General features: G+C 66.1%; 9 protein-coding genes. 5 read left to right on the top strand and 4 right to left on the bottom strand.

Features of this window, described 5'->3' with window-relative positions; all coding sequences use genetic code 11:
• The first annotated feature begins 90 nt into the window (after positions 1-90).
• Entirely contained in the window at positions 91-2,514 is a 2,424-nt protein-coding gene (locus ACPRTJ_RS20055) for a TonB-dependent siderophore receptor (protein WP_426427237.1), read from the top strand.
• 79 nt (positions 2,515-2,593) lie between these two features.
• Here ACPRTJ_RS20055 and ACPRTJ_RS20050 read toward each other — a convergent pair whose 3' ends face one another.
• Positions 2,594-3,055, bottom strand: a complete 462-nt coding sequence (locus ACPRTJ_RS20050) for a GNAT family N-acetyltransferase (RefSeq protein WP_426427236.1) — start codon at positions 3,053-3,055, stop codon at positions 2,594-2,596.
• Between the two features lie 79 nt (positions 3,056-3,134).
• Between ACPRTJ_RS20050 and ACPRTJ_RS20045 the strand changes: the two genes are divergently transcribed.
• Together ACPRTJ_RS20045 and fauA are read left to right on the top strand one after the other, a co-directional pair.
• Positions 3,135-4,073, top strand: coding sequence for a helix-turn-helix transcriptional regulator (locus ACPRTJ_RS20045; protein ID WP_353228189.1), 939 nt, complete (start codon positions 3,135-3,137; stop codon positions 4,071-4,073).
• Positions 4,074-4,197: 124 nt separating this feature from the next.
• Complete coding sequence (gene fauA, locus ACPRTJ_RS20040; RefSeq protein ID WP_426427235.1) at positions 4,198-6,390, top strand: TonB-dependent alcaligin siderophore receptor FauA; 2,193 nt, start codon at positions 4,198-4,200, stop codon at positions 6,388-6,390.
• Positions 6,391-6,503: 113 nt separating this feature from the next.
• Here the strand turns inward: fauA and ACPRTJ_RS20035 are convergent, their stop codons facing one another.
• Entirely contained in the window at positions 6,504-7,067 is a 564-nt protein-coding gene (locus ACPRTJ_RS20035; RefSeq protein WP_052504230.1) for a GNAT family N-acetyltransferase, read from the bottom strand.
• Between the two features lie 159 nt (positions 7,068-7,226).
• On the opposite strand from ACPRTJ_RS20035, the gene ACPRTJ_RS20030 reads away from it, so the two are divergent.
• On the top strand, positions 7,227-9,641 hold the full coding sequence (locus tag ACPRTJ_RS20030; RefSeq protein ID WP_426427234.1) for a membrane-bound PQQ-dependent dehydrogenase, glucose/quinate/shikimate family: 2,415 nt from the start codon (positions 7,227-7,229) through the stop codon (positions 9,639-9,641).
• 5 nt (positions 9,642-9,646) lie between these two features.
• On the top strand, positions 9,647-10,282 hold the full coding sequence (locus ACPRTJ_RS20025; protein WP_043860909.1) for a TetR/AcrR family transcriptional regulator: 636 nt from the start codon (positions 9,647-9,649) through the stop codon (positions 10,280-10,282).
• A gap of 87 nt (positions 10,283-10,369) precedes the next feature.
• On the opposite strand, the gene ppnN is transcribed toward ACPRTJ_RS20025, so the two are convergent.
• Both ppnN and ACPRTJ_RS20015 read right to left on the bottom strand, forming a co-directional pair.
• Entirely contained in the window at positions 10,370-11,743 is a 1,374-nt protein-coding gene (ppnN, locus tag ACPRTJ_RS20020; RefSeq protein ID WP_043860910.1) for a nucleotide 5'-monophosphate nucleosidase PpnN, read from the bottom strand.
• A gap of 149 nt (positions 11,744-11,892) precedes the next feature.
• Positions 11,893-12,735, bottom strand: a complete 843-nt coding sequence (locus ACPRTJ_RS20015; protein WP_213605836.1) for an SDR family NAD(P)-dependent oxidoreductase — start codon at positions 12,733-12,735, stop codon at positions 11,893-11,895.
• Between the last annotated feature and the right edge of the window lie 40 nt (positions 12,736-12,775).

Below are 12,775 nucleotides of genomic sequence, written 5' to 3'. Positions count from 1 at the left end.
AAGTTTTTATGAAAAACAATCGCATTTGTGTCCGGTTTTCATTTCTCATCCCACCTATCTCCTGACTGCACACACAATCAGGAGAATTCCGTGCTCAACCCTTGGTCCCGCGCCCTCCCCGTCGCCGTTGCCCTGGCCACCCTGAGCTGCGCCGTGTCTGCCCAGCAGCAGGCACTTGCGTTCAACCTGCCGGCCGGCCCGCTCGCCGCCACGCTCAATGCCATCGCCAGCCAGAGCGGCCAGATCATCTCCCTCGACCCGGCCCTGGTGCAGGGCAAACAGGCCCCGGCCGTCCGTGGGCAGATGAGCGCCGAGCAGGCCCTGCAGGCCGCACTGGCCGGCAGCGGCCTGCAACTGCTGGTGACCGGCAGCGGCCACTTCAGCGTGGTGCCGGGGGTAGACACCGCAGGCGCACTGGAGCTGGGCGCCACCAGCATCACCGAGGTGCGCAACCTGGCCACCACCGAAGGCTCGAACTCCTACGCAGCGCGGGTCACCACCATCGGCAAGGGCGAACACACGCTCAAGGAAATCCCCCAGTCGGTCAGCGTCATGACCCGCAAGCAGATGGACGACCAGGGCCTGACCAACCTCAAGGACGCCGCCAACCAGACCACCGGCCTGGTCGGCCAGCAAGGCGTGGGCAAGGGCATGATCCTGATGTCGCGCGGTTTTCAGATCGACGACTGGCAGTACGACGGCGTGCCGATTCCGCGCAACACCTACTCGCTGGGCAACTGGGCGACCCAGGACCTGATCTTCTTCGACCGCATCGAGTTCCTGCGCGGTGCCTCGGGCCTGCTGCAGGGCACCGGTAGCCCGGGCGGCGCGATCAACCTGGTGCGCAAGCGCGGGCAGGACAAACCCACCGTGACCGTCACCGGCAAGGCCGGCTCCTGGGACCACTACGGCCTGCAACTGGACGCTGGCGGCCCGCTGAACCCGCAGGGCACGATCCGCGGGCGCTTCGTCGCCGACGAAGACCAGAGCCAGTCGTTCATCGACTACGAGTGGAGCAAGACCCACTCGCTGTACGGCGCGCTGGATTTCGACCTGAGCCCGGACACCACCGTGGGTGTGGGCGTGAGCTACTCGGACAACACCTCACGGCCCATGCTGCGTGGCCTGCCGCGCTATGCCGACGGACGCCCTGTGGACGTGCCGCGCTCGACCTATACCGGCGCGCGCTGGAACCACTCGGAAATCGACGTGACCACGGTGTTTGCCGACCTCGACCACCGCTTCAACGACGACTGGAAGGTGCATGCCGCCGCCGTGTACATGAGCGAGAGCAACGACTCGCTGCACCAGCGGGTGCAAACCACCGGCCAAGGGCTGAATCCTGACGGCAGCGGTGTCCAGTATGCCAACTGGTACACCGACTTCGACTCGACCAAGGTGGGTCTGGACGCCTACGTCAACGGCCATTTCGAGACGCTGGGGCTGCAACAGGAACTCATCCTGGGTGGCAACTATTCCCAGCTCAAGACCGACGATGTGTTCGCGCGCACCTTCATCAACGGCGGCAATATCTTCGATATCGACCACGACCGCCCCAAACCCAGCTACGACAGCCTGATGCGTGACGGCGGCCGAGCCACCGCAAGCGAATATGACGTGCGCCAGAAAGGCCTGTACGGCAGTTGGCGGGTCAAGCTGGCCGAGCCGTTGACCGTAGTGCTTGGCTCACGCGTGAGCTGGTACGACTTCCGCTACTCCTCAGTCATCACACAGGGCAACACGGTGACGGTCGCTGACCCAAGCGTCATGACCGAAACCGGTGTGGTTACCCCCTATGCCGGCATCATCTATGACCTGACCCAGGAATGGGCGGCCTACGCCAGCTACACCGACGTGTTCCAGCCGCAGAGCGAACTCGATGCCGCACAATCGGTGCTGAAGCCGATTGTCGGCAGCAACTACGAAGTGGGCCTCAAGGGCGAACTGATGGATGGCCGGGTCAACACCTCGTTCGCCGTGTTCCGCTACGACCAGAACAACCGAGCGATCACCGACGCTTCTGCGCAATGTGGCTCCGGCGATTGCTCGAAAGCGTCCGGCAAGGTGCGCAGCCAGGGTTTCGAAGCCGAAATCAGTGGCGAAGTGATGCCCGACCTGCAGCTGTTCGCCGGGTACACCTACACCACCACCACGTACATCAAAGACCCGGAGAACGAAGGCAAGGTCTTCAACCAGTGGACCCCCAAGCACATGCTGCGGGTATGGAGCGACTACCGTTTGCCGGGCGACTGGAGCCGCGTAAGCGCGGGCCTGGGCTTCAGCAGCCAGAGCCACACACTGGGTTACGAGAGTACGTTTGATGTGCCCGGTTACACGGTGTGGAATGCACGCCTGGCCTATCAGCTGACGCCTGAGGTGACTGTGGCAGTCAACGCCAACAACCTGTTCGACAAACACTACATTGCCTCGGGCTACAACCAGCTCGGCGGCAACAACAACTACGGCGAGCCGCGCAACATGATGTTCAGCGTCAAGTACACGCCGCAGTTCTGACGCGCCTGCTTCGCCGGCAAGGCCGGCTCCTGCACAGCCTGTAGGAGCCGGCCTTGCCGGCGAATGCCCCGACGCGGTGTCACCTGCCCAGCGCCCTGGCCATCACGATGGTGCGCTCTTCCCCCTCCACCACCTCGCGTACCACCGCATACCCCAACCGCGCATAGAACGCCTGCGCCGTCAGCGAGGACGGTACCCGCAGCGCCTGCACCCCCGACGCACCGGCCAGCTCTTCAACATGCAGCATCAAGGCCCGACCGATGCCCAGCCCCTGCCGGTCCGGCGCCACGAACACCGTGCGCACCACGTCCCCCTCCAGGCTCGCGGTACCCACCACCTGCCCGCCCAACTGCGCCACCACCACCTGCCGGCGCGCCATCAACCCCAGCAGCGCCTCGGGGGAAAAACTCTGCTCCACCCGCGCAATCACCGCCGACGAATAATCCTGGCTGTTGCTCGTGCGCAAGGCCTGGACAATCACCCGGCTGATCGCCGGCGCATCCGTTTCCAGTGCTTGGCGCACCTGACATGTTTCGCTCATCACCGCCCCACTCCAGCCACCCTGCATTTGAGAATGAATGCTATTATCGCCTTCCTTTTTTCGACACCCGAGCCCTGTCTTGTCCGCGCCCACCCGCTACCTGCTGAGCGACTTCCATGCCCTGGGCCAGCGCTACGACGTGCACTATAGCCTGCCCGAAGGCGACGGCGGCGAGGACGATCCGTGCCTGATGCAGGGCCATATCAGCGAACATCGCCTGGCTCCCGGCTTCAGCCTGGTGAACTCCGACGTGCAGGCCTTCCACACCTACCGCGCCGATTCGCTGGACATGCCCGACCTGACCCTCGCGCTGGTACTTCAGGGTCAGGCCTCGATCACCTACACCCGCACCCAGCCCCTGCAACCAGGCGCCTGCATCACCGCGCTGTGCGGCGATGGCCGGCCGATGTCGGCACTGCACCGCGGTGGCGCGCACCTGCGCGGGCTCAACCTGTCGCTGCGCCGCCCGCAGGATGTGGGCGAAGAGGCCTTGGCCGAGCTGATCGAGGCTCGCCTGCGCGGCCACGGCTCGGCCCTGAGTTGCTGGACCCTGCCCGCGCACTTGCTGGCGGGCATCGAAGACATGTTGTCCGGTCGCTGGCAAGGCACCCTGCAGCACCTGTTGTGCCAGGGCCTGAGCCTGCAACTGCTCAGCCACGGCCTGGCCAGTTTCGACAGCCTGCCGGCCCCTTCGCCGGGCCTGTGCCCACGCGACCGGCTGATGCTCGAACGGGTGCGCGAGCACCTGCACCAACAGCCCGGCGACGAGCACGACCTCACCGAACTGGCGCGCCTGGCCTGCATGAGCAGCAGCTCGCTACGCAGCAAGTTCCGCGCGCTGTACGGCGAAACGGTGTTCGGCTACCTGCGCAACCGGCGCCTCGACCAGGCCCGCCAGTTGCTCGAACAGGGCTGGCAGATCCAGCAGGCCGCCCACCATGTCGGCTACCGCCACGCCAGCAATTTCGCCACCGCGTTTCGCCAGCGCTTTGGCCACGCCCCCCGCGAGACCGCCTGAAGTTCCCCACCCGACGCACGCTTTGGCAGCGCCCATAAGCAGTCTGGCATCTGCCAAACGTGGCCCCGCGAGCAACTGTGAATAATACGCAGACGATAACGATACTCTGCGGAGAACGATTCCCATGCAGCGCCGCCTTGCCCCCTCTACCCGACCGATCAGCAGCGTGCGTATCGCCCTGCTGGGCGGGGCCTTTGTCTCCCTGATGGCCAGTGCCGAGGAGTCCGCCGAAAAGCCGGTGCTGACACTGCAGGCCACCGACGTACAGGGCGAGGCGTACCGGCCGCAGACCACCGAAGGCAGCGCCAGCTACACCACCGGCGCGATGTCCACCGCCATCGGCTTGCCGATGTCGATCCGCGAAACCCCGCAGTCGGTCAGCGTGGTGAGCCGCCAGCAGATCGAGGACGAGGGCCTGAGCAACACCGCGCAGATTCTCGACAGCGCGCCGGGCATTTCCCATGTGCGCAACGACAGCAATCGCCTGTCGTTCTCGGCGCGTGGTTTCACCATCGACAACTTCCAGTTCGACGGCCTGGCCTCGCCGATCAACGGCTTCTGGAACTTCGGCGCCACCGAGATGGACTCGGCCATCTATGATCGCGTCGAGATCGTGCGCGGCTCCACCGGCCTGCTGACCGGCGCCGGCAGCCCGTCGGCGGCGGTCAACTTCGTGCGCAAGCGCCCGCTGCCCGAGTTCGCCGCCAGCGGCTCGGCGGGCATCGGGCGCTGGGACGAGCGACGGGGTGATGTGGACGTGTCGGCCCCGCTGACCGAGGACGGGCGCATCGCCGCGCGGGTGGTGGCCGCCTATTCGCAGAAGGACAGCCACGTCAGCTACCTGGACTACGGCTCGCGCACCTTGTACGGCGTGGTCAGCAGCGAACTGGGCCCGCGCACCCGGCTGACCACCCGCCTGGAGTACCAGAAGAACGAAACCGACGGCATGGGCAGCGGCTTTCCGCTGTTCTACAAGGACGGCGGGCGTACCGACTTCGGCCGATCGGCGGCCAACAACACCAAGTGGGGCTACTTCGGCACCGAGTCCACCACCGCCTTCGTCGACCTCGAGCACCAGCTGGAAAACGACTGGAAGCTGCGCGCCGCCTACAGCCGCTTCGAAGGCAACTACCGCATGCGCTACCTGTACCGCGGCGGCTACCCGGACCGCGAAACCGGGCGCGGCATGTCGGCCAGCTTCCTCAAGTACGAGGGCGAACGCACCCGTGACGACTGGCACCTGACCGCCAGCGGGCCGTTCCAGCTGCTGGGCCGCAGCCACGAGCTGGCGTTCGGTGCGATGAGCATCGACGACGACCTGACCATCGACCAGTTCAGGCCGCTGGGCACGGTACCGGATACCGGCAACTTCATGGACTGGAACAGCAACCACATTGCCGAGCCCGCCTGGTCCAACGTGCGTGCCTCGGGCGATGCCACCCACACCCGGCAGAACGGGGGTTACGCGGTAACGCGCCTGTCGCTGGCCGACCCGCTGCACCTGATACTCGGCGCACGGGTCAGCAACTGGGAAATCGACCAGGACTACTACGGCAGCCTGCGCCAGTACCGCTACCGCAACGAAGTGACGCCCTACGCGGGGCTGGTGTATGACCTGAACTCGACCTACAGCCTGTACACCAGCTACACCAGCATCTTCAACCAGCAGAACGCGCGCGGGCCGGACGGCAGCATCCTCGACCCGGTGACCGGTGACAGCTACGAGGCCGGCATCAAGGCCGGCTACCTGGACGGTCGCCTGAACGCAGCGCTGGCGGTGTACCGTACCCAGCAGGAGGGCCTGGCCGAAGCGATCCCGGGGGCGAACGTGGAGGGGCGCCCCAATGAGCAGGCGTACAAGGCCGGCACCGGGGCGCGGGTCGACGGCTTCGACCTGGAGCTGGCCGGGCAGCTCACCGAGCAGTGGAACCTGTCGGCCAGCTACACCCACTTCATTGCCCGCAATGCCGACGACAAGGCGATCAACACCAACCACCCGCGCACCCAGGCCAAGCTGTTCAGCACCTACCGTCTGGGCGGTGTGCTGGACAAGCTGACCGTGGGCGGTGGCGCGACGTGGCGCAGTGGCGTGTCACGCAGCGACGTGGCGATGCCGGGCGGTTTCACCGACCTGGAGCAAGGCGGCTACACGCTGGTCAGCCTGATGAGCCGTTACGCCCTCAACGACCACCTGAGTGTGAGTGCGCATGTCGACAACCTGTTCGACAAGCGTTACTACGAGCAGATCGGCTTCTACAGCCAGGGCTGGTACGGCGAGCCGCGCAACCTGCGCCTGAGCGTGCGCGCCACCTTCTGACCGCATCGCGGGTCAAGCCCGCTCCCACAAGTACTGCGCCGGCCCCAGGAACATCGCAATACCTGTGGGAGCGGGCTTGACCCGCGATGGGCTGCAAGGCAGCCCCGCCTCAATCATCCCTCAACCCTGCGCTCGAATATCCAGGTGTCATGCACCCCATGCCACGGTGTATCGCGCACACCCTCCACCACCCGCACCACCTCGAACCCCAGCGCCCTGGCCAGCCCATGGCTGGCGCCGTTCACCGACGCCGCGGTCAGGCGCAAGGTGCCGAAATCCTGCGCCGCCAGCAGCGCGCCGATGCCTTCGCTCATCAACCCCTGCCCGCTGTACCCGACGTTGGCCCAGTACCCCAGCACATGCGCATGCTCGCCCGCAGGGTCCGGATACAGGCCGGCACAGCCAATCACCGCGGTCTGATCGGCCGTGAGAATGAAGTAACGTTTCTCGGCCGCCACCCGCGCGTGGTCCAGCAACGCCTGGCGCAGGTTGTTGCGCGTGTCCTGCAACGCCGGTGCGGCCTTGGCCCACGGCAAAAACGGCTGGTGCAGCACAAAGCTGTCGATCAACGCCTGGTTCACCCACGGCGCCAACACCGCATCCGGCATCACCACCACCGTCCTGGGCGTACTCGCCACCACCTGCAACACCATGCCTGCACTCCCCTTGCTGTTCATCCTGATCCCGAGGATTGTCACAAAAAATTTCACCGGTGCGACATTTTGTCTTTCATTGCCGCCTGAACAGGTTCAAAATAAAACTGTACCGTACAGTACTAAACATGAATCCACGCCCCCATGCCCGCGCAGCTGGGGTCGTGTCATGGACAAACAGGAATGAAAAACACAGATAACCCGGGGGCCCCTGCCCCTGCTTCAACTCGCCTTGCCTTTTACATCTTCGGTACCCTGCTCGGCCTCAGCGGCCTGGCCCTGGCGGTCGGCGGTGTGCGCCTGGCCACCCTCGGCGGCTCGTGGTACTACCTGCTGGCCGGCCTGGGCATGCTGCTGGCCGGTGTGCTCTATGCCCGGCGCAAGCCGCTGGGCGCCGGCCTGATGGCGCTGGTGTTCGGCGCCACCGTCATCTGGTCGCTGTGGGAAGTCGGCCTGCGCTTCTGGCCACTGGTGCCGCGCCTGGCGCCGTTCCTGGTGATCGGCCTGGTGGCGGCGGTGTTGCATCCGTACCTGGCCGGCGGCCGTCAACGTGGCCTCAGCCATGCGTGCGCCGCCCTGTTCGGGCTGGCCCTGGTGGCCGGCGGCGCCTCGACCTTCGTGCCGCACGGGGTCATGCACGCCACCACGGAACCTGTGCTCGACACCCCGGCCACCACGGCCGCCCCCCCCCAGGACTGGCAGCACTACAGCAACGGCCCGCAGGGCACGCGCTTCACGCCGCTGGACCAGATCAACAAGGGCAACATCGACAAGCTCCAGGTGGCCTGGACCTACCGCACCGGCGAGATCGCCGAAGGCGCCTCCGAGTCGCAGAACACGCCGATCCAGATCGCCGACACGGTGTACACCTGCACCCCGTTGAGCAAGGTCATCGCGCTGGATGCCGACACCGGCAAGGAGCGCTGGACTTTCGACTCCAAGCCCGCCAACGACAAGACCTGGAACCGCTGCCGCGGCCTTGGCTACTACGAGCCGGCCAAGGTCCAGAAGCCGTTCCAGTTCGCTGACCTGGCACCCGCCCCACGCGCCACGGGTGGTGTGTGCGCCAAGCGCATCGTGCAGGTCACCATGGATGCACGGCTGATCGAGATCGACGCCGACACCGGCAAGCCGTGCGAAGACTTCGGCGACAAGGGCTCGGTCGACCTGACCCAGGGCCTGGGCCTGGTGGATGAAGGCGTGCCGTACTACGCCTACACCTCCGCGCCCACCGTGGCACGCAACCTGATCATCCTCGGCGGCTGGGTCTTCGATGGCCGCTCCACCGACGAACCGTCAGGCGTGGTGCGTGCCTTCAGCGCCGACACCGGCGAACTGGTGTGGGCGTGGGACCTGGGCAACCCGGCCATCACCAAGCTGCCACCGGAGGGCGAAACCTATACCCGCAGCACGCCGAACATGTGGTCCACCCCGGCGTTCGATGACGAACTGGGCCTGGTCTACCTGCCTACCGGCAACCAGCAGCCCGATTTCTGGGGTGGCGATCGCCCGGCGCTGACCGAGAAATACTCGTCTGCCGTGGTTGCCCTGGACATGGCCACCGGCCGCGAGCGCTGGACCTTCCAGACCGTGCACCACGACATCTGGGACTACGACGTGGCTGCCCAGCCGGCGCTGTACGACGTGCCGGACGGCAAGGGCGGCAAGATCCCCGCGCTGATCCAACTGACCAAGCGCGGGCAGATCTTCCTGCTCGACCGTCGCACCGGCAAGCCGATTGCCGACGTGGTCGAAAAACCCGTGCCCCAGGCCCATGCCGAAGGCGACTGGGTAGCCAAGACCCAACCCTACTCGGTAGGCATGCCGGCGCTGGGCGCCGAACCGCTGACCGAACAGGACATGTGGGGCGCGACCTTCTTCGACCAGCTGATGTGCCGCATCAACTTCCGCGAACTCAACTACGAGGGTGAGTTCACCGCACCGAGCACCCGCGACACCCTGATCTACCCGGGCTACTACGGTGGCTTCAACTGGGGCGGCGCGGCCATCGACGAGCGCAACGGCTACCTGTTCCTCAACGACATCCGCATCCCGCAGGTGGTCAAGCTGGTCAAGCGTGAAAACGTCGACCTGTCGCACCTCAAGTCCGGGCACGGCGTGGGCAGTACCTACCCGATGGACGGCACGCCGTTCGTGATCGACCACAAGGCCTTCAACTCGCCACTGGGCATCCCCTGCCAGAGCCCGCCATGGGGCGTGTTCGCCGCCATCGACCTGAAAACCCGCAAGCAGGTCTGGGAACGTCCGGCCGGTACGGTGCAGGACGCGGTGATCAATGGCGTGCGTGCCAACCTGCCGATCCCGCTGGGCATGCCCACCCTGGGCGGCGGCGTGAGCACCGGTGCCGGGCTGGTGTTCTATGCCGGTACCCAGGACTACTACCTGCGGGCACTGGACATCGCCACGGGCGAGGAAGTGTGGAAGGGTCGCCTGCCGGTCGGCGGCCAGGCCACACCGATGAGCTACGTGTCGCCGCGCTCGGGCCGTCAGTACGTGGTGGTGGTGGCCGGCGGTGCGCGCCAGTCTCCAGATCGCGGGGATTACGTGATAGCGTACGCGCTCCCTGACAAAGAGTAGCGCCCATGACCCCGTTGCACCGTGCCCCGACTTCCCCTACGAGCCGAAGTGTGGAGCGCAGGCGCAACCTGCTGGTGACCGCCAGCGAGCTGTTTCTGGAGCACGGCTACGATGGCGTCAGCATGGACGCCATCGTAGCCGCGGCAGGCGGTTCCAAGGCCACCATCTACCGCTACTTCGGCAGCAAGAACGAGCTGCTGGTGGCGGTGGTGGAGTACCTGTGCGACGACTTCATCATCGACCTGCGCCAGCTGGACACCAGCACCGTGGGGCTGGCCGAGGGGCTGCGGCTGATCCTCGACCAGTTGGTGGCGGTGGTCACCAGCCCGCGGCACGTGGCGTTCTACCGCCTGGTGGTCAATGGCACGGCGCATGTGCCCGAAGTGGGCCAGACCTGGTACGAGCATGGCCCGCAGGTGTGGCATTCGCTGATTCTGCGCTTGCTCGAAGGCCAGCGCGGGCAAGGGGCAGTGGCCGCGGATGCATCGCTGTCGGAACTGCCGCACGTGCTGTTCGATGCGCTGTTCTCGCACCTCACCACACGCACCGTGATGCTCGGGCAGCACTGCACGGCCGAAGCGTTCCGGCCGATGATCGATGAGCTGACCGGGTTGGTGCTCAGGCGCTTGCAGCAGAATTGAACACCGCGTCGCCGGCGATCGCGGGTCAAGCCCGCTCCCACAGGATCATCTGCCACCTGTGGGAGCGGGCTTGACCCGCGATAGGCCTTAACTCACCACGCGGTAGCACGGCTCATACGCCGCCCCACCCGGCAGCTTCATCCGATGCTGCTCCACGAACGCCTGCAACAGCTTGTCCAGTGGCTGCATGATCGCGGTATCGCCATGGATCTCGTACGGCCCATGCTCCTCGATCAGGCGAATGCCCTTGTCCTTCACGTTGCCCGCCACGATCCCGGAGAACGCCCGGCGCAGGTTCGCCGCCAGCTCGTGTGCCGGCAAGTCGCGGCTCAGCTGCAGGCTGGCCATGTTGGCGTGGGTCGGGTCGAACGGGCGCTGGAAGCCCTCTTCGATCTTCAGCATCCAGTTGAAGTGGAACGCATCGTTGCGCTCGCGGCGGAACTGCTTGACCTGCCTGAGCCCCTCGGTCATCTGCCGCGCCACCTGGGCCGGGTCATCGATGATGATCTCGTACAGCGCATGGGCCGCCTCGCCCAGGGTGGCGCCGACAAAATCATGCAGCTGCTGCAGGTACGCCTCGGCGCTGCGCGGGCCGGTGAGGATCACCGGGAACGGCAGGTCGCGGTTTTCCGGGTGCATCAGGATGCCCAGCAGGTACAGGAACTCCTCGGCCGTGCCTGCGCCACCGGGGAAGATGATGATGCCGTGGCCCACGCGCACGAAGGCTTCCAGGCGCTTTTCGATGTCCGGCAGAATCACCAGCTCGTTGACGATCGGGTTCGGCGCCTCGGCGGCGATGATGCCCGGCTCGGTCAGGCCCAGGTAGCGGCCGATGCTCATGCGCTGCTTGGCGTGGGCGATGGTGGCGCCCTTCATCGGCCCCTTCATCACGCCCGGCCCGCAGCCGGTGCAGATGTCCAGCTTGCGCAGGCCCAGCTCGTGGCCGACCTTCTTGGTGTACTGGTATTCCTCGGTGCTGATCGAGTGGCCGCCCCAGCACACCACCATCTTCGGCTCCACGCCCGGGCGCAGGGTGCGCGCGTTGCGCAGCAGCTGGAAGACATAGTCGGTGATGCCCTGGGAGCTTTCCAGGTCGATGCCCATGCGGTCCAGTTCGCTTTCGGTGTAGACGATGTCGCGCAGGGCGCTGAACAGCATTTCGCGGGTGCTGGCGATCATTTCGCCATCGACGAAGGCGTCGGCCGGCGCGTTCAGCAGCTCAAGGCGCACGCCGCGGTCCTGCTGGTGGATACGGACTTCGAAGTCCTTGTAGGCGTCGAGAATGGTCTTGGCGTTGTCGACGTGGGCGCCGGTATTGAGGATGGCCAGGGCGCACTGGCGGAACAGGGTGTAGATGCTGCCGGAACCGGCTTCGCTCAGTTGCTGCACTTCACGTTGGGAGAGTGTCTCCAGGCTGCCTTTGGGGCTGACAGATGCGTTGATTACGTGTCTTGGGGTCATTCTGGATTCCATATGTACGACGCCAGCGAACGGCTGTGGCATCGGGGTATTAACGCCTGACGCAATGCTGCATACAGGTTTTATCAGGTGGCCGGTCGCAATGGCAAACGGTCTGCCTGAAAGAGTAGGCGCGATCCCCCGGCGATGCCTCAGATTCCGTGCGCCGCCCAGCACTGCGCCACCTGCTCGGGCTGCTGCGCCTCGACCCCGCGCAGATCCCTCGGGTAGGTGACCCCCGCCTGCTCCTCGAAGCGCGTGGCCACGAACTGCCCGTTGCTGGCGCGCAGCACCTGCCCCGTCACCTGGCATGCGTCCGACACCAGGTACACCACCCCCGGCACCACCCACTCGGGCTTGAGGTCATCCGGCTCGCCCTCCTCGCCCCACATGCGCGTGCGCGCCACCGGCGAAACCGCGTTGACCAGAATGCCGTGTGCGGCGCCCTCTTCGCTCAAGGCATTCATGATGCCCAGCTGCGCCATCTTGCCGGCGGCATAGGCCGCCAGCCCGGTCTGCGCGTAGCACGCATACATGGCCCGGTCGGAGGTCGTCAGCACCACCCGCGGCGCGGCGCTGGCCTTCAGGTGCGGCCAGGCGTGCTTGCACAGCCACAAGGGCGCCTGCACGTTGATCGCCAGGGCGCGTTCGACAAAGCCTGCATCCACCTGCTCGATCGGCTGGTACCCCACCCAGCCGGCGTTGTGGATCACCCCGTCGAGGCCGCCGAACTGCTCCACAGTGCGTGCCACCAGCGCCTCACAGGCCGCTTCATCGGCCAGCTCGGCGCAGTGCCCGAGTACCTGGTGCCCCGCCGCCTGCAGGGCCTGGGCCGCCCGTTCGACCGGGCCGGGGTCGGTGCCGCAGCCGGCGCGGTCGGCGCCGCGGTCGGTAATGACCACCCGCGCGCCACGTTCGGCCAGGGCCCTGGCGTAGGCAAGCCCCAGGCCGCGGGCGGCGCCGGTGACGAGAAAGGTGCGATGGGTGAAGTTCATGGGCGCTCTCCTGTAAAGTCGTCGAGCCTATCGAGCGCGC

Source organism: Pseudomonas palmensis (assembly GCF_049942755.1).
Lineage (GTDB): Bacteria > Pseudomonadota > Gammaproteobacteria > Pseudomonadales > Pseudomonadaceae > Aquipseudomonas > Aquipseudomonas palmensis.
The sequence above is the reverse complement of the archived record's forward strand: the minus strand, read 5'-3'. Positions and strand labels throughout refer to the sequence as shown.

What these genes read in the sequence shown, in the direction of transcription:
- ppnN (WP_043860910.1), bottom strand. Translation starts at nt 11,743, where the DNA reads ATGACCCCAAGACACGTAATCAACGCATCTGTCAGCCCCAAAGGCAGC.
- ACPRTJ_RS20015 (WP_213605836.1), bottom strand. Translation starts at nt 12,735, where the DNA reads ATGAACTTCACCCATCGCACCTTTCTCGTCACCGGCGCCGCCCGCGGC.
- fauA (WP_426427235.1), top strand. Translation starts at nt 4,198, where the DNA reads ATGCAGCGCCGCCTTGCCCCCTCTACCCGACCGATCAGCAGCGTGCGT.
- ACPRTJ_RS20035 (WP_052504230.1), bottom strand. Translation starts at nt 7,067, where the DNA reads ATGAACAGCAAGGGGAGTGCAGGCATGGTGTTGCAGGTGGTGGCGAGT.
- ACPRTJ_RS20025 (WP_043860909.1), top strand. Translation starts at nt 9,647, where the DNA reads ATGACCCCGTTGCACCGTGCCCCGACTTCCCCTACGAGCCGAAGTGTG.
- ACPRTJ_RS20030 (WP_426427234.1), top strand. Translation starts at nt 7,227, where the DNA reads ATGAAAAACACAGATAACCCGGGGGCCCCTGCCCCTGCTTCAACTCGC.
- ACPRTJ_RS20050 (WP_426427236.1), bottom strand. Translation starts at nt 3,055, where the DNA reads ATGAGCGAAACATGTCAGGTGCGCCAAGCACTGGAAACGGATGCGCCG.